The 16,624-nt window shown below is 74.9% G+C and carries 16 protein-coding genes; 8 read left to right on the top strand and 8 right to left on the bottom strand.

Annotated elements, in window-relative coordinates; all coding sequences use genetic code 11:
- Window positions 1-65: 65 nt before the first annotated feature.
- On the bottom strand, window positions 66-803 hold the full coding sequence (locus JK356_RS12830; protein WP_201867809.1) for a response regulator transcription factor: 738 nt from the start codon (window positions 801-803) through the stop codon (window positions 66-68).
- A 195-nt stretch (window positions 804-998) separates the two neighbouring features.
- Here JK356_RS12830 and JK356_RS12825 point away from each other — a divergent pair, with 195 nt between their 5' ends.
- Window positions 999-2,060: a hypothetical protein gene (locus JK356_RS12825; protein ID WP_201867808.1), complete on the top strand. Its 1,062-nt coding sequence runs from the start codon at window positions 999-1,001 to the stop codon at window positions 2,058-2,060.
- 56 nt (window positions 2,061-2,116) lie between these two features.
- On the opposite strand, the gene JK356_RS12820 is transcribed toward JK356_RS12825, so the two are convergent.
- Window positions 2,117-3,016, bottom strand: coding sequence for a hypothetical protein (locus JK356_RS12820; RefSeq protein ID WP_201867807.1), 900 nt, complete (start codon window positions 3,014-3,016; stop codon window positions 2,117-2,119).
- 202 nt (window positions 3,017-3,218) lie between these two features.
- Here JK356_RS12820 and JK356_RS12815 point away from each other — a divergent pair, with 202 nt between their 5' ends.
- Window positions 3,219-3,401 carry a DUF397 domain-containing protein gene (locus JK356_RS12815; protein ID WP_201867884.1) on the top strand — a complete coding sequence of 61 codons (183 nt, stop codon included), beginning with the start codon at window positions 3,219-3,221 and terminating at the stop codon, window positions 3,399-3,401.
- On the opposite strand, the gene JK356_RS12810 is transcribed toward JK356_RS12815, so the two are convergent.
- On the bottom strand, window positions 3,394-4,335 hold the full coding sequence (locus tag JK356_RS12810) for a hypothetical protein (RefSeq protein ID WP_201867806.1): 942 nt from the start codon (window positions 4,333-4,335) through the stop codon (window positions 3,394-3,396). The two genes, JK356_RS12815 and JK356_RS12810, sit on opposite strands and share 8 nt — an antisense overlap.
- A 350-nt stretch (window positions 4,336-4,685) precedes the next feature.
- Here JK356_RS12810 and JK356_RS12805 point away from each other — a divergent pair, with 350 nt between their 5' ends.
- Entirely contained in the window at window positions 4,686-5,327 is a 642-nt protein-coding gene (locus JK356_RS12805; protein WP_374100647.1) for an HAD family hydrolase, read from the top strand.
- A gap of 33 nt (window positions 5,328-5,360) precedes the next feature.
- On the opposite strand, the gene JK356_RS12800 is transcribed toward JK356_RS12805, so the two are convergent.
- Entirely contained in the window at window positions 5,361-5,630 is a 270-nt protein-coding gene (locus tag JK356_RS12800) for a hypothetical protein (protein WP_201867804.1), read from the bottom strand.
- A gap of 174 nt (window positions 5,631-5,804) precedes the next feature.
- On the opposite strand from JK356_RS12800, the gene JK356_RS22365 reads away from it, so the two are divergent.
- Window positions 5,805-6,188 carry a cold-shock protein gene (locus JK356_RS22365; protein WP_201867803.1) on the top strand — a complete coding sequence of 128 codons (384 nt, stop codon included), beginning with the start codon at window positions 5,805-5,807 and terminating at the stop codon, window positions 6,186-6,188.
- 120 nt (window positions 6,189-6,308) lie between these two features.
- Window positions 6,309-7,664 carry an NADP-specific glutamate dehydrogenase gene (gene gdhA, locus JK356_RS12790; RefSeq protein WP_201867802.1) on the top strand — a complete coding sequence of 452 codons (1,356 nt, stop codon included), beginning with the start codon at window positions 6,309-6,311 and terminating at the stop codon, window positions 7,662-7,664.
- Between the two features lie 96 nt (window positions 7,665-7,760).
- On the opposite strand, the gene JK356_RS12785 is transcribed toward gdhA, so the two are convergent.
- The 4 genes from JK356_RS12785 to JK356_RS12770 all read right to left on the bottom strand — a co-directional run bounded on the left by JK356_RS12785 (window position 7,761) and on the right by JK356_RS12770 (window position 11,472).
- A complete protein-coding gene (locus JK356_RS12785) occupies window positions 7,761-8,621 on the bottom strand; it encodes a 1,4-dihydroxy-6-naphthoate synthase (RefSeq protein ID WP_201867801.1) in 861 nt (286 codons plus the stop codon).
- Entirely contained in the window at window positions 8,614-9,273 is a 660-nt protein-coding gene (locus JK356_RS12780) for a futalosine hydrolase (RefSeq protein WP_201867800.1), read from the bottom strand. The genes JK356_RS12785 and JK356_RS12780 overlap by 8 nt, the downstream gene beginning before the upstream one ends.
- Window positions 9,270-9,848 carry a hypothetical protein gene (locus JK356_RS12775; RefSeq protein ID WP_201867799.1) on the bottom strand — a complete coding sequence of 193 codons (579 nt, stop codon included), beginning with the start codon at window positions 9,846-9,848 and terminating at the stop codon, window positions 9,270-9,272. The genes JK356_RS12780 and JK356_RS12775 overlap by 4 nt, the downstream gene beginning before the upstream one ends.
- Window positions 9,849-10,044: 196 nt before the next feature.
- Entirely contained in the window at window positions 10,045-11,472 is a 1,428-nt protein-coding gene (locus JK356_RS12770) for an MFS transporter (RefSeq protein ID WP_201867798.1), read from the bottom strand.
- A 187-nt stretch (window positions 11,473-11,659) separates the two neighbouring features.
- Between JK356_RS12770 and JK356_RS12765 the strand changes: the two genes are divergently transcribed.
- From JK356_RS12765 to JK356_RS12755, 3 genes are all read left to right on the top strand, one after another.
- On the top strand, window positions 11,660-12,451 hold the full coding sequence (locus JK356_RS12765) for a DUF3027 domain-containing protein (protein ID WP_201867797.1): 792 nt from the start codon (window positions 11,660-11,662) through the stop codon (window positions 12,449-12,451).
- 124 nt (window positions 12,452-12,575) lie between these two features.
- Entirely contained in the window at window positions 12,576-15,755 is a 3,180-nt protein-coding gene (locus JK356_RS12760) for a sacsin N-terminal ATP-binding-like domain-containing protein (RefSeq protein ID WP_201867796.1), read from the top strand.
- Between the two features lie 72 nt (window positions 15,756-15,827).
- A complete protein-coding gene (locus JK356_RS12755; RefSeq protein WP_201867795.1) occupies window positions 15,828-16,622 on the top strand; it encodes an SDR family oxidoreductase in 795 nt (264 codons plus the stop codon).
- The last annotated feature ends 2 nt before the right edge of the window (window positions 16,623-16,624 follow it).

Here is a 16,624-nt window from a genome sequence, read left to right as displayed (position 1 = left end):
CTGTCATCGTTAAGGAACCGGCGTCGAAGAAGAGACGTGATCAAAGCGCCCAGGACCGCGGGAGTTCAGCTCGCGGGCGGCACCAGCCGGTACCCCACGCCCCGCACCGTCTGGATGATCTCGGGGTGGTGCGGGTCGTCACCGAGCCGCTCCCGCAGCCGCCGGATGTGAACGGTGATGGTGTTCGACCGGCGGGCCCCGTCGCCCCACAGCTCCGCACGGATCCGGTCACGCGTGATCACCTTTTCCGCGTGCAGCATCAGCAGATGCAGCAGCTGGAACTCACGCAGCGGCAGCCGCGCCGTGGACACCCCGTGGACCCGCACCTCGTACGTGCTCGGGTCGAGCGTCAGCGGCCCGCACGCCAGCGGCTGGTCCCACCCCCGCTGGCCGCGGTCCGCCAGGCTGAGCAACTGCGCCACCTCGCGCGGCCGGTACGGCCGGGCCACGCACGCGCTCGCCCCCGCCGCCAGCGCCGGACCCACCTGCTCGGCGTCGTCCGGCCCCACCCCGAGCACCACCGGCACCGGCATCCGCCGCCGCACCAGACGCAGCACCGTCGCCCCGTCAATCACCGGCAGCGAGGCCGAGACCAGCAGCACGTCCGGCTTGCGCAGCCCCGCCTCCAGCAGCGCCGTGGCACCGTCCGCGCAGTGCACCACCGACACCTGGTACTTGGCCAGCTGCGCCGTCAGCCCCTGCCGGATGCGCTCGTCGGAGTCCGCCAGCAGGACGACCGGATCCGAGCCAAGCGAGAGCGGGGCCACGATGTCCTGCGCGGAAGACGGCAGCCCTGTTGCCATGGTCCGGTCTCTCCCTGACAGCACGTTCTGTGGGTACTCCGACGAGGGACGTTCACCATGTAAGAAGCCGCGGGTAGCGGGTGGTACGGCCTTCGGTGAACCCCCGATGAACAACGGTGTTCCCTCAGGTGCTGTGGGTACCATCGTCTCGGCGGCTCGGAGCGCGACGCAGGGACGAGGACGAGCGGGCATCGAATGAGCATCGAAGGCGAACGGCTCGTATTCGACTACCTCAGCCGGGTCGGCGACCTGGCGCACGGTACCAGCATGTCAGCGGCCGAACGCGCCGCGCTCGTCGGCAAGCTGCGCGAGGAGATCGGCCAGCGCCGCGCCGCCGCCGGAGGTGCCGAGAGCCGCTCGGAGGTGCGCCGCATTCTCGGCAAGATCGGCAGCCCCGAGGACGTCGTGGCCCGCGCCGCCGAGGCGGGCGGCCACAACGCGGCCGTGCCCGCGCCCCGGCCCGCCCACACCCCCGCGCCCGCGGCTGACGCCCCGCCCGCCGACGGTCCCGGCCCGGCCGTGCCCCTGCCCGCCGCCGAGCCGTCCGCCGACGGTCCGCCCGTCCCCGACGCCACGGGCGGACCGGATGACGGGCTGCCCGGCCAGCCCGAGCACCCCGACACCCGCTACTGGCCCGACGGCGACATCGGCGGCTTCACCGGCGGCATCGAGATCCCCGAGATGCTGGGCCCCGCCCGGGAACGCGGCGGCTCCGCGGGCGGTATCTCGCTGGACAAGGACCTCCCTCGCCAGCGCCCGGCCGAGGAGAAACCCGCCGCCCCGGACGACGCCTCAGACGACGGCGAGACCGCCGGCCCCGCGCCCGTGGAGCAGGCGCCCGGGGCCGCGGCGGCGGGCGGCACTGCCCGCACCCTCGGCAAGCGCCTCCGCACCACCCTCTCCGTGCGCCGCACCGGCGGCTTCTTCGAGTTCGCCGCCGTCGTCTTCCTCCTCGCCGGGGCCGTTGTGCCCTCCTTCTACGCGATGCTCGCCGGCTGGCTGCTGTCCTACTGGTCCCCCCGCCTCAGCCGCCGCGAGGCGCAGTGGGCCACGTTCGGCGCCCCCGCCGTGGTGCTGGCCGCCTACTTCGGCTGGATCGCCGGGCGTGACCAGGGCTACTGGGGCGCGCCGCTGCCCGAGGGCGCTGCCGGGGAGTCGTTCCACTCCGACTGGCCCTGGCTGCTGCGCGGCGCCGCGCTCGCCAGCGCCGTCCTCCTCTTTCTCCGGGCCCGCCGCCCCAGGAAAGCCGACGGCTGACGCGGGTCCCCACCGGGGGCCGGGCAAGGCGGCGGAGGGCTACCGGGCGGGCGGCCTCAGCCCGCCTGCGGGGGCGGGCCGTAGCCGTAGCCCGGCGGCTGCGGGGGAGCCTGCGGCGGCTGCGGTGTCCACTGCTGCGGCGAGTACGGCCCGGGTGGCGGCGGAACGGCCGGGCCGGGCGCCGCCGGAGCGGCCCCGGCACCATACTGCTGCCCGTATCCGGCGTACCCGACCTGCCCCGGCTGTCCCGGGTACCCGCCGCCGTACCCGCCCTGTCCGCCGTGCGGGGCGCCGCCGCCGCGGCGGGCCCGCGCCACGGCCACGAAGAGGAAGCCCGCGACCAGCACCAGCACCAGGAAACCGCCGACGTACGGGTAGAAGTCCGGGTCGTCCGGGTCCATGAAGTCGTACGGGTTGTACTGCTCGTTGGTGACCAGCACGACCAGGTACACCAGCAGCGGCCCGATCCACGACACCGGGTACCACCACGGCGCCGACGTCTGCCGCCGCCCCAGGAAGAACCAGTCCACCAGTACCGCCAGCGGTGTGAGCAGGTGCTCGAAGAGCGACCAGGTCTCGTCGACGTCGCCCTCCATCACCGTGAACCACACCACCATGACGAGCAGCAGCGTGACCGCGAGCTGTCCGCGCAGCCACGCCGTCGGCGGCTCCGGCCGCTTCATCGCCAGCGCGGCCAGGTCGGCTATGGCGATCACCGCGTAGCACGCCCCCGCCGCCAGGCTCGCGAACTGGCTCAGCGGCAGCACGGTCCGCATGCCGAACCCGGCCCCGTCCAGCGCCGCGTTGAACCCGACGAACGCGCAGATGACGATCAGCACCCGCCAGCTCGCCGCCGCGACGACCGCGACCGGAGACGAGGGCGCGGACGGTGCGGGAGAGGGAGCGGGAGCGTACGGCGGGACCGGCGATGGCGGCGGGTACTGAGGGGAATGCATGGCAAGCAGCCTTCCGTCAGGGCTCGATCACAGTCACCGGGCCAGCCATACCCATGCGGCAGCCTAGTGGGGGCCGCCCGCCGGTTCCTACCTCCGCGCGTCACAACTACGTGAGCTTCGCCAGATCTTCCGCAGGCACCAGCACCGCCCTCACGTCATTCCCGAGTGGGTGATCCGCGCCAACGTGGGCGGCCCTGAAACGATGGTCCAGCAACTGCGCAGGCTGGTGGAGGTGGTGAGTGGAGAGCGGGGACGGGGTGCCGGTGCCGTTCCGCTCCGGGACAGCAAGAACGCCAGGGGGCCCGTGCTGTTCGTGCCCGTGGCAGCCTGGGCCCCCTTCATCGAGGCGGTGAAGCGTCACCGGGGCGGCAACGGCCTCAGTTGAGCTCTCCCTCCATCCCGCTGTACACCTCCGTGGCCTCGCAGAACGCCGTGCCGAGGCGTTCGGCGACACCCAGGGCCTCGTCCAGCTTCTGCGCATCGAGCGCGTCACACTTCAGCGCGTACCGGTGCGAGGCCAGGCGCGTCCGGACGGCGGGCACGTCGGCGGCCCGGACGAGCCCGCCGACCATGTAGTTGCCGGTGATCGACGGCGGCAGCGGCGGCCAGTCCAGGCCCGGGAACTCCTCGCACAGCAGCGCCCGCAGCGGCTCAGGGCCGTCGAACTCCGCGTGCGCGAGCCCGGCCTCGCCGCACAGGTACGTGGGCCAGGTGCGGCCGCGCGACATCCAGCCCGGCAGCAGGGCAGCGGCGAACTTCAGCAGGCAGAACGGGACTTCCCGGCTCAGCACCTCCGCCGCGTCGAACTCGTCGCCGCTGTGCGGGTGGCGGACGGTCCGCTCCCCGGCGCGCAGCGCCAGGGCCGCGCCGCGCAGTACCCGCATCGCCGTGGACAGGCTCTTGGCGAGGACGCCGTCGTCGGGCAGGTATCCGGTCTGGTCCGGCTCGACGCGCCCGGCCAGCGCCGGGTCGATCCGATGGATCATCTCCGTGGCCAGCCCGGCCACGTCCTCCGGGGTGGTGGCGGCCAGATAGCGCTCGATGTCCTCGGCGATCAGGTCGGCGCCGTCGCCGACGATGAAGAACGGGCGCCCCCAGACATGCAGGTCGGCCTCGAACGGAAGCGAGTCGTCGCGGCGCGCGACGCGCTGCACACCCAGCGCCCACGCCTTGGCGTGGAAACGGGTCTTGCGGATGGTGACCGCACGCGCGACCACGTCGTCGAGGGCGTCGTCGTCCCCGTGACCGGCCAGGTAGGGCAGCAGCCGGGTCTCGACCAGGCCGAGATCCACGGGGTGGAAGCTGGTGTCGTATCCCATGTGCCGCACGCTACGGGACCGGACGTGACGCCGGGCTGACGCCCCGGCGACCCCCCGCAGTCGCCGGGACGCCTCCCTCCCGCGGCAGCCCTCGCAGCCCCCCGCGGCGTGGCCACCGGGGGCGGATGGCCACGCCGCCACACCGGGCCCGCCGCAGGGCGGGCCCATCCCACACGAGGCGCGCGGAGCCAGCCCTTCTCCGCGCCGCCGACGCGGGTATGAGAGCACAGCTGCCCGGGGAGGGGTCCCCGGCCGTGCCGGAGCGCCCCGGCGGTGCGTACGTCGCTGCGCCGGTCGCGCTCACTGCCCCCATGGGCCGCCGGGCCGCCGGCCGGCGGCCCATGGGCACAATGGTTCGCATGGCATCTCCGCTGACGGTCGGGTTCGACCTCGACATGACGCTGATCGACTCCCGGCCGGGCATCGCGGCGACGTACGACGCGCTCTCCGCGGAGACAGGCGTGTACATCGACTCCGCCCTGGCGGTCTCGCGCCTCGGTCCGCCGATGGAGCAGGAGCTGGCCGAGTGGTTTCCCGCCGAGCAGGTGCCCGCGATGGCGCTGCGTTACCGGGAGCTCTACCCGGTGCACGCGATCGAGCCGACCCGCGCCCTGCCCGGCGCCCGCGAGGCCATCGACGCCGTGCACGCCCGGGGCGGGCGCGCCATCGTCGTGACCGCGAAGTACCAGCCCAACGCCAAACTGCACATGGACCACCTCGGCCTCACCCCGGACGCCGTGATCGGCGGCCTGTGGGCGGAGGGCAAGGCGGAGGCGCTGACCGAGCACGGCGCCCGCGTCTACGTGGGCGATCACACCGGGGACGTGCGCGGCGCGCGCGCCGCCGGTGCGGTGTCGGTGACGGTCGCCTCCGGGCCGTGCTCCGAGGACGAGCTGCGCGCGGCGGGCGCCGACGTGGTCCTGCGGGACCTCACCGCCTTCCCCGCCTGGTTCGCCGACTACGCGGCGGCAGCGGTTGGCGATGGAAAGTGACGACGGTGGGTGACGGCGGTGCGTGAGTGACGGCTAGCCGGAGGAGCCCGCCTGGGCCCGGCGTGCCTGGCGGCGCTGCTCGGCGACGGACCGCAGCAGCCCGGCACCCGCGATCGCGAAGCCGACGCCCATCAGCATCGACACCAGGTACGCGGGCGTCGGCAGCGGCTCGGCGCCGATCAGCAGCGGAGTGACTGTGACCAGCGTCGCGATCGCGCCGATAGCGAACACGACGCCGCCGACGCGGACCAGCGTCTCGCCGCTGTCACCAGCGCCGCGCGCCGGATCGGGGTGGTGTGCCATACGGCTGAGCATACGTGCGGACCGGCCAGGGCAGTCATTCTCCGAAACCGCCCGGCGCCATCTTGTCACCGCGCCGGGGATGGTTAGCCTTGAAGCAGGCGGGTCATGCGGCCCGCCACACTGCTAATGGCACTGGCCGGTGGGTGGCCAGGATGAGTACGAGGACGAGGACACGTGCCTACCGGCAAGGTCAAGTGGTTCAACAGCGAGAAGGGCTTCGGCTTCCTTTCCCGTGACGACGGCGGTGACGTCTTCGTGCACTCCTCTGCCCTGCCGAATGGCGTGGACACGTTGCGTCCTGGGCAGCGGGTGGAGTTCGGCGTCGTGGCGGGGCAGCGCGGCGACCAGGCGCTGTCCGTCACCGTGCTCGAACCGCCGCCGTCGGTGGCCGCGGCCCAGCGGCGGAAGCCGGACGAGCTGGCGTCGATCGTGCAGGACCTCACGACGCTGCTCGACGGCGTCGCGCAGCAGCTCGAGCGCGGGAGGTACCCCGACCGCCAGAGCGGGCGGAAGATCGCCGGAATGATGCGCGCCGTCGCGGACCAGCTCGACGTCTAGCGGCTGGCCGGGGCGGCGGACCGGGCGCCGGGTTCCCGGCAGCGGGGGGTCAGCGGGGCGGCGGGGTGGCGGCCTACCCTGGGCACAGTCCGATTACCATCGCAAAGGAACTGTGCTCATATGCCGACACCCGCACCCCACCCCCCGGCGGAGGAGCTCTACCTGGACATCCTTCGCCGGAACCCCGGCGAGGCGGAGTTCCACCAGGCCGTCCGGGAGGTGCTCGACACCCTCGGCCCGGTGCTCGCCCGTCGCCCCGAATTCGCTGAGGCCCGCATCATCGAGCGGATCTGCGAGCCGGAGCGCCAGATCGTCTTCCGCGTGCCGTGGCAGGACGACGCTGGCCGGGTCCAGGTCAACCGAGGTTTCCGCGTGGAGTTCAGCAGCGCCCTCGGCCCCTACAAGGGCGGTCTGCGCTTCCATCCCTCGGTGAACCTGGGCATCGTGAAGTTCCTCGGGTTCGAGCAGATCTTCAAGAACGCCCTGACCGGCATGCCGATCGGCGGCGGCAAGGGCGGCAGCGACTTCGACCCGAAGAACCGCTCGGACGCCGAGGTCATGCGGTTCTGCCAGTCGTTCATGACGGAGCTGCACCGCCACATCGGCGAGTACACCGATGTGCCCGCGGGTGACATCGGTGTCGGCGGCCGCGAGATCGGCTACCTGTTCGGCCAGTACAAGCGGATCACCAACCGGTACGAGTCCGGTGTGCTCACCGGCAAGGGCATCGGCTGGGGCGGCGCCCAGGCCCGCATCGAGGCCACCGGCTACGGCTGCGTGCTGTTCACGGCCGAGATGCTGCGCAGCCGCGGCGAGGACATGGAGGGGCAGCGGCTCCTCGTCTCCGGCTCGGGCAACGTCGCGATCTACGCCATCGAGAAGGCCCAGCAGCTCGGCGCGATCGCCCTGACCTGCTCCGACTCCGACGGCTACGTCGTCGACGAGCGCGGCATCGACGTCGAGCTGCTCAAGGAGATCAAGGAGTCCGGGCGCGGCCGGGTCTCCGACTACGCCAAGGCCCGCGGCAACGGCTGCCACTTCGTGCCCAAGGGGCGCGTGTGGGAGGTGCCCGGCACGGTGGCGCTGCCCTGCGCCACCCAGAACGAGCTGGACGTGAACGATGCCGTCACCCTCGTCCGCAACGGGGTGCGGGCCGTCGCCGAGGGCGCCAACATGCCGACCACCCCGGAGGCCGTGCAGGTGCTCCGCGACGCGGGTGTCGCTTTCGCACCGGGGAAGGCCGCCAACGCGGGCGGCGTCGCCACCAGCGCGCTGGAGATGCAGCAGAACGCCTCGCGTGACTCGTGGACGTTCGAGCACACCGAGCAGCGGCTCACCGAGATCATGAAACACATCCACGACACCTGCTACGAGACCGCCGAGCGCTACGGGGCGCCCGGCAACTACGTGGTCGGTGCCAACATCGCGGGCTTCGAGCCCGTCGCCGAGGCGATGCTCGCCCAGGGCCTCGTCTGAGAAAGGCGGCAGAGTGCCCGGCCGCCAGCGCCGCCGGTCCGGGCCGCCGCCCCACCCTGCCCCACCCCCGGCCGTGCCCGGGGCGGGGCCCGGCGATCAGGCCGGAGGATCGAGCAAGTCGGGGCGGACCGCAGGGACCAGGCCCTCCTCCGCCGCCCGCCCGAGCAGCTCCCGCACGGCCGCGTAGCCCTCGACGCCCAGGTCGGCCGTGAAGTCGTTGACGTACAGGTCGATGTGGGCCTGCGCCACCGACGGCTCCATCTCCTGCGCGTGCTCCATCACGTAGCCGCGGCTGGCCTGCGGATCCGACCAGGCGGCCCGCACGGAGGCGCGGATCGCGCCCGTGATCTGCCGCAGCACCCCGGAGCCCAGCGACCGCCTGGCGATGATCGCGCCCAGCGGGATCGCGTGCCCCGTGGTGCTCTCCCAGAACTCGCCCATGTCGGCGAGCAGGTGCAGCCCGTACCCCTGGTACGTGAAGCGCGCCTCGTGGATGACGAGCCCGGCGTCGACCTCGCCGTCCCGTACGGCGGGCATGATCTGGTGGAACGGCATCACCCGCACCTCGCCGACCCCGCCCGGCACGTGCCGCGCCGCCCACAGCCGGAACAGCAGGTACGCCGTGGACCGGTCGCTCGGCACGGCCACCGTGCCGCCCGCCAGCCGCTGCGGGCCGCCGCCCGGATCGCGGGTGAGCACCAGCGGACCGCAGCCCCGGCCCAGCGCGCCTCCGCAGGGCAGCAGCGCGTACCGCTCCAGCACCCACGGCAGCACGGCGTACGACACCTTCAGCACGTCGCCTTCTTCCCGCTCGGCCATGCCGTTGGTGACGTCGATGTCGGCCAGGCGCACGTCCAGCGAGGGCGCCCCGGTCACCAGCCCGTGGGCCCAGGCGTGGAAGACGAACGTGTCATTGGGGCAGGGCGAGTACGAGATGGACAGCGGACGTTCAGTCACGGGGGTCCTCGAAGTTCCAGGTCTCCAGTACGGGCACGATCTTGCCGAACGCCTCTGACAGCGCCGTCAGCGCCTGCGGCACGCGCCAGGCCGCACGGTCGCGCGGGCCCACCGCGTTGGAGACGGCCCGCACCTCCAGCACCGGAACGCCGTGCAGCCGCGCCGCCTCGGCGACACCGAACCCCTCCATGGCCTCGGCCGCCGCACCCGGGTACCGCGCGGCCAGCTCGGCGGCGCGCTCCGCCGTGCCGGTGACGGTCGAGACGGTCAGCACCGGGCCGAACACGGCGCCCGCCGCCTCGGCGGCCGGCCGCGCCAGCGCCTCCGGCGGCAGGTGCTCCGCCGTGCCGAAGCCGAGGTCCGTCACGCTGGTGAACCCGTCGGCCGTGCGCACCCCGAGATCGGCCGCGACGACACGGGAGGCCACCACCACGCTCCCCACCGGCGCCACCGGCGCGAAACCGCCGCCGATGCCCGCGCTGATGACCGCGCGGAACCGGCCGGTCGCCAGCCTGGCCGCCGCCTGGGCCGCGGCGGCCGCCGGCCCGACGCCCGCCGCCACCGGCTCCAGCACGCGCCCGCCGGCGCGCGCGACCGCCTCGCACTCCGCCGGAACGGCGGTCACGACCAGGACGCGCGGCGGGAGGCTCATGCCTCCGCAGGCTCCAGGCGGGCGTGCCACACGCCTTCGAGCGACGAGAACAGCTCCTGCTGGAAGCTCTCCTGGTCCGCGCTCCCATAGATCTTGTCGGAGTCGTAGTCGTCACCGACCTTCGCGACGCTGATCCGCAGCCGCTCGGTCGGCGGCAGCTCACCGGGCACGCTGCTGGTGTTGTACGCCACCTCGTACAGCTGCTCGGCGGAGAAGCTGCGGTACGTGCCGGTGAACGGTTCCCCGCCGTACAGCTGGCCGTTCACGAACAGCAGCCAGCCGGTCTCCGCGACCTCGGGGTCCACGCCGACGCGCAGGGTGTCACCGGAGCGGACGCTGAACGACGGCGCGTCGTCGGCCTCGTCGTTCAGGCACCGCTCGGCGCGCTCCGCGCTCAGCAGGTCGCCGTGGCCGTAGCAGTCGCTCTCCGCCTCCGGAGACGCGGTCTCGCTGCCGAGCGTGAAGTGGGCGTTGGGGCTCGGCTTCTCGCAGGCGGTCAGGGCGAGCAGCCCCAGCGAGGCGGCGCCCACGGCGAGCGTGACGCGGGTCGACCGGCGGGGGGAGAACGCAGTCATGCCTGGCAGATTACCGCCCCGACCCGCGCGGGAGCCGCCGGGGCCGCCTCCGTGCCCCGCCTGTTCCCACACGCACCCCGCTGCCAGGCCTCTCTTACGGGTCTTCTCCCGGGTCCTTCTTGCGGGTCCTTCGTGCGGGTCCCTCTTCAGTCACCGTGCAGGTCCACCCGCCGCGTCCGGCGGCGCGCGCACCCGGTCAGAGCACCCGGGGCCGCCTGCGGCGCCGGGCGGCGGCGAGCAGAGTCCGCATGCTGACGGCCGTGCCCGTCAGCACCACCGCCGTGGCCACGCCCATGCCCAGCGGCCCGTCCAGCGGCAGCGAGATGCCGATGGCCCCGCCGAGCACCCACGCCATCTGAAGCGCCGTCTCCGACCGCGCGAAAGCCGAGGTGCGGACCACCTCCGGCACGTCCCGCTGGATCATCGCGTCCAGCGACAGCTTCCCCAGCGCCTGGCAGATGCCCGCCACCGCGCCGACCGTCACCACCGTCACCAGCTGGTACGCCAGCGCGGCGGCGAGCGCCGAGGCCAGCGCCAGCAGCAGCACGCTGCTGAGGATCAGCTCCGGGGCCCGGTCACGCAGCCAGTTGCCCACGGCGTTGCCCAGCGCGTTGCCCGCGCCCGCGGCCACGCCCGCCAGGCCCAGGGACAGTTCGGCCGTCAGCCCCGGCAGCGGGTCGTTGCGCAGCAGGAAAGCGAGGAAGAAGAGGAGAAAACCCGACAGCGCCCGCAGCGAGGCGTTGGCGCACAGCGCCTTGAACACGGGGGAACCGGTGCCGCGCAGCAGCCTGCCGCCGCCCGCGCCCCAGCTCTCCAGCAGGTTCCAGCGGTGCCCGGTCCCGGCGGCGCGGGCCGCGCGGGACTCGGCCAGCTCGGCGAGGTGCATCGTCCGCTCGCCGTGCGCCAGGTCCACCCCGCGCGGCAGCCGGAACGACAGGAAGGCGCCGGTGACGGTGACGACGCAGGCCGCGTAGAGGGGCCAGCGCTCGCCGAGGGCGTTGAGGGCCAGGCCGATCGGGGCGGCGGCGCCCGCCGAGATCAGGCCGGTGAGCGTGATGCGGGCGTTGGCCTTGACCAGCGAGATGCTGCGGGGAAGCAGCCGGGGCACGACGGCGGCGCGCACGATGTTGTACGCCTTGGAGCAGACCAGGACCCCCAGGGCCGCCGGATACAGCTCGAGCCCGCCGGAGACGACCGCCCCGGCGATGACCAGCGCCAGCACGCCGCGCGCCAGCAGCGCCCCGGCCATGGCGGCCCGCCGCCCGTGCGGTATGCGGTCCAGCAGCGGGCCGATGACGGGGGCGAGCAGGACGAACGGCGCCATCGTCACCGCCAGGTACAGCGCGACCCGGCCCCTGGCCTCGTCCGTCGGCACGGAGAAGAAGATGGTCGAGGCCAGCGCCATCGTGATGAGCATGTCGCCCGCGGAGTGCACCGCGTGGAGCTCGATCAGCTTGCCGAGGCCGGATTCCCCGGCGCCGTGGGCGTGCGTGGTGCGCCGGATGCGGCGAGCGACGGCGACCGGCCCCGCGCGCAGGGCCCGCCCGGCCGCCGCCGCGGCCCGCGCGGCGGCGGGCGCGGGGCCGTAGCGGTCCCTGGTGCCAGACGAACTGTCAGCTGCCACGACAGCCAGAGTAAGGCCAGCGCGGGCACCTCTCAGAGGTGCTGTAGCGTGGGGCGCTGGTGCGTGTCTCGCCCTCCGCATACACCCTGTCGCGGCGGCCCCACCCCCGCGACGCGACGCTCGCGACGAGCACGCCGACGGGGCGCCCGCACCGGAAGAGGCGTAGGAGAAGTCTGTGAGTGCTGGGATGCCAAGCCGTACGCGGAGCCGTACCCCCGACCGGCTGTGCGCCGAGGCCGTGGAACTGGCGCGTGAGGCCGCCGCGGAAGCCGCGCGCCCGCACCCGCTCGGCCCGTACCTCGGCGCCGTCGCCGAGGGGGACCGGCTCGTCACCCATCTCTTCGCCAGTGAGGAGCCCGGCTACCCCGGCTGGCGCTGGGGCGTGACCGTGGCCCGCGCCTCCCGCGCCCGGTACGTGACCGTGGACGAGGTGGCGCTCATCCCCGGGCCCGACGCGCTGCTCGCGCCGGAGTGGGTGCCGTGGAGCGAGCGGCTGCGGCCAGGTGACCTGGGACCCGGCGACCTGCTGCCCACCGACTCCGACGACCCGCGCCTGGAGCCCGGTTACTCGGGACAGGACGAGCCGCCGCCGAACTCCGTGGCCGCCGACGACGATCCCGGCCCCGAGCAGCGCGGCGCCGTCGCGGACGTGGCACGGGAACTGGGCCTGGACCGCCCCCGCGTGCTGTCGTGGTTCGGGCTGCGGGAGGCGGCCGACCGCTGGGAGGAACGGTTCGGTCCGGACACGCCCATGGCGCAGGCGGCGCCCGCGTCCTGCCAGACCTGCGGCTTCCTGGTGCCGCTGGCGGGCTCGCTGCGGCAGGCGTTCGGGGTGTGCGCCAACGAGTACTCGCCCGCCGACGGACGCGTGGTCTCGCTCGCCTACGGCTGCGGCGCGCACTCGGAGGCCGCCGAGATGCCCAAGCCGCCCGCGCCCGCGCCGCCGGTGATCGACCACATGGGCGCCGACCCGCTCTGACCGGCGGCCGGCCGGTGCGCGGCGGCCCGGCGGGCGCGGTCCCGCGACACGTCGGTATCCCTCTGGTCACAGCTGTGCTCCGAGGCCCCGTGGAGCGCCCGGGGCAGCGGGTACTGTCGCAGTCGTGACGACCCACGACCCCGAGGACCCCTTCGGCACCGCGCCGCTGCGCCGTGCCGTGCTCAGCGCGTGGGCCGCGTCTCCGGCGCGGTTCCGGGAGGACGCCAACGCGGAAGAGGATCTCGCCCGCGGCGGCTACCGCGACCGCCTCGTCGTCGAACTTGCGCAGAACGCCGCGGACGCCGCCGCCCGCACCGGGCAGCCCGGGCGGCTCCATCTGGCCCTGCGCGACGGGGTGATGACCGCGGCGAACACCGGCGCCCCGCTGGACGCCGCGGGCGTCGAGTCGCTGTCCACGCTCCGCGCCTCCGCCAAGCGGCGCGAGGAGGGCACGGTGGGCCGGTTCGGCGTCGGCTTCGCGGCCGTGCTGTCCGTCAGCGACGCCCCCAGGATCGTCAGCTCCTCGGGCGCCGTGCGCTGGTCGCTGACCGACGCCGCGGCGCTCGCGCGCGAAGCTGCGGCCGCCAGCGCCGGGCTGGCGGCGGAGCTGGAGCGGCGCGAGGGGCAGCGCCACGCGGTGCCGCTGCTGCGGCTGCCGCTGCCGGCGCGCGGCGACGAGCTGGCCGTGCCCGGCGTGCCCGAGGGCTACGACACGACGGTCGTGCTGCCGCTGCGGGACGCCGCCGCCGAGGACCTGGCGCGCCGCCTGCTCGACGATATCGACGACACGCTGCTGCTGACGCTCCCCGGCCTGGCGGAGGTCACCGTGGCCACGCCCCGGGGGACGCGGACGCTGGCGCGCCGCCAGTACGGCCCGTACACGCAGATCACCGAGGAGCCGGGGCCCGCGGGCAGCGCCGTGCGGTCCACGCGCTGGCGGCTGGCGACGGCCAGCGGCGAGGCCAGCGAGGAGCTGCTGGCGGACCGGCCGCTGGAGGAGCGGGAGCGGCGGCACTGGTCGGTGACGTGGGCCGTGCCGGTGGACGCCGAGGGCGCGCCCGCCGAGCCCGCCAGCCCGCACGTGGTGCACGCGCCGACGCCGACCGACGACCCGCTGGGGCTGCCCGCGCTGCTGATCGGCACGTTCCCGCTGGACCCGACGCGCCGCCGCGTCGCACCGGGGCCGCTGACCGACTTTCTGCTGGCGCGGGCCGCCGACTGCTACGCCGGGCTGCTGGCCGACTGGCGGCCCGTCACCAGCGGCACGCTGAGCCTGGTGCCCGGCCCGCTGGGGCGCGGCGAGATCGACGGCGCGCTGCGCGCGCTGCTGGCGGAGCGGCTGCGGCGCACGCCGTTCCTGCCGAGCGCGGCGGCGGCGCTGCCGGGCGCCGGGGAGGGCGCCGGGGAGGACAAGGAGACGCCGCAGGCGCTGCGTCCGGACGAGGCCGAGCTGGTCGAGCGGGCGGGCGCCGAGACGGTCGCGGTGCTCGCGGAGCTGTTCCCCGTGCTGCTGCCCGCCGGGCTGGAACGCCGCCCCGAGCTGCGGGTGCTGGACGTGGCGCGCGTCTCGCTGGGGGAGGCGATCGACCGGCTCGCCGGGGTGGAGCGGCCGCCGCAGTGGTGGTGGCGGCTGTACGAGTCGCTGGCGGGGGTCGACCCGGACCTGCTGACCGGGCTGCCCGTGCCGCTGGCGGACGGCCGCACCACGATCGGGCCGCGCCGGGTGCTGCTGCCGGTGCCGGGCACGGACGCCGCGCAGCTGGGCCGGCTGGGCCTGAAGGTGGCGCACCCCGAGGCCGCGCACCCGCTGCTGGAGAAGCTGGGCGCCAGCGCCGCCACGCCCCGGGCCGTGCTGGCGACGCCGCAGGTGCGGACGGCGGTCGCCGCCTCGGCGGACGTCGCGGGCTACGAGGTGTGGGACGAGGACGCGCTGACCGCCGCCGAGCTGGCCGAGACCGTGCTGGGCCTGGTGCGGGACGCGGGCCTGAAACCGGGCGATGAGCCGTGGCTGGCCGCGCTGGCGCTGCCGGACGAGGAGGGCGAGCTGAGCGCGGCGGGTGACCTGGTGTTCCCCGGCAGCGCGTTCCAGCGGGTGATACGCCCGGGCGAGCTGGCCGCGTGCGACGCGGAGCTGGCCGAGCGCTGGGGCGAGGACACGCTGACGGCGGTGGGCGTGCAGGCCGACTTCGTGCTGGTGCGCGCCACCGACGTCATCCTGGACCCGGACGAACTCGAGCCGCGGGACACGCCGTTCGCCGAGCCGGACGACGCCGGGGTGCTGGACGCGGTGGACGTGTGGTGCGAGGACGTCCTGGACTCGCTGCCCGCGACGGCGCTGCCGCCGGTCGCGGCCGAGATGCTGGCCGTGCGCGACCTGGAGCTGGTGGACGACGACCGCTGGCCGGAGGCGCTGCGGATGCTGTCGCGGGAGCCGTTCCGCCGGGCCCTGACGGTGCCGGTCCGGGTCCGCATGCCCGACGGCACGGTCGAGGCGGTGCGCCCGTACACGGCGTGGTGGCTGCGCGGGGCGCCGGTGCTGGACGGCAGGCGGCCGGTGGGCCTGCGGGCGGCGGGTGCCGACCCGCTGCTGGCGGGGCTGTACGAGGACGCCGACACCGCCGAGGTGGGGCCCGAGGTGCTGGCCGCGCTCGGGGTGCGCACGACCGTGCGCGCGCTGCTGGCCGAGCCGGGCGGCCCGGCCGAGCTGCTGGCCCGGCTGGGCGACCCGCGGCTGCGGGTGACCGTGGCGCAGCTGCACGGACTGTACGCGCACCTGGCGGAGCTGGACCCGGACGAGGTGACGCTGCCCGATGAGCTGCGCGCGGTCGTGGACGGCGAGCCGCGCGTCGTCGCGGCGGGGGAGGCGCTGGTCGCGGACGCCCCGGACCTGCTGCCGCTGGCGGGCGGGCGGGCGCTGCTGCCGGTGCCCGCGGCGCGGGCGGCGGCGCTGGCGGCCGTGCTGGACGTGCGCCTGCTGTCGGAGACGCTGCCCGCGCCGCCGCCGGGCGGCGGCGTCGAGCGGGAGGTGCCGCAGGCGGTGCTGGCGCTGCTGGGTGCCGGGGCGGACGGCCTGCCTGAGGGCGTGCCCGCGACGTACGTGGAGCACGAGGAGCTGGTCATCGACGGCGTGGAGCTGCACTGGCGCCTGGCCCCGGACGGCACGCTGCACGCGGCGACGGTGGAGGGGCTGGCGGCAGGGCTGGCGTGGTCGGCCGGGCAGTGGCCGCGCCGGTTCGAGCTGGCCGCGCTGCTGGAGGACCCGTCCAGGGCCAGCGAGCTGGCCACGGCCCGCTGGTTCGACTGAGCCCGCACGAGAACATCGCTGAGCGTCGCGGTGTGATTGCGGAGCGTTTCTGGCCGCCTTACGATCGACGCCGTGAGCAGCGCCACGAGCAGGGCAGCCGTCATCACCGGAGCGAGTTCGGGCATCGGCGCGGAGTTCGCGCGCCGGTTCGCCCGGCGCGGCGAGGACGTGGTTCTCGTGGCGCGCCGGGCCGAGCGGCTGGCGGACCTCGCCGGAGAGCTGCGCGAGCGGTACGGCGTGGCGGCGTCGCCGGTGCCGCTCGACCTGGCGGCGCCGGGGCCGGGCGAGGCGCTGCGCGCCGCGCTGGCGGAGCGCGGTATCGCCGTGAGCGCGCTGGTGAACTGCGCGGGCTTCGGCAGGGCGGGCCGCTTCGCCGATGCCAGCCCCGAGGACATCGCGGGGCAGGTCGCGGTGAACGTCGCGGCGCTCGTCGACCTCACCCGGACCTTCTATCCCGGCCTGCGGGCGGCCGAGGGCGGCGTGCTCATCAACGTCGCCAGCGTGATGGGGTTCGGGCCCGTTCCCGGCATGGCGGTCTACGCGGCGGCCAAGGCGTTCGTCATCTCCTTCACCGAGGCGCTGTGGGCGGAGTCGCGCGGCACCGGCCTGCGGGTGCTGTGCCTGGCGCCGGGCGCGACGCGCACCGAGTTTTTCGGCGTCGCGGGTGCCCCGTTCCCGGGCGGCGCCGCGTCGCACCCGCCGCGGCTGGTCGTCAGCGCGGCGTTCCGGGGGCTGCGCTCGGGCCGCCGTCCCACCGTGGTGCCCGGCCGCCTCTACCCGCTGGCCGCCGTGCTGATGCGGATGGCGCCGCGCCGGGCGCTGCTGGCCGCGGGGCGCCAGGTCCAGCGGTACGCCGCGCGCGGCTGACA

The organism is Streptomyces sp. 7-21 (genome assembly GCF_016741785.1).
GTDB lineage: Bacteria > Actinomycetota > Actinomycetes > Streptomycetales > Streptomycetaceae > Streptomyces.
The sequence above is the reverse complement of the archived record's forward strand: the minus strand, read 5'-3'. Positions and strand labels throughout refer to the sequence as shown.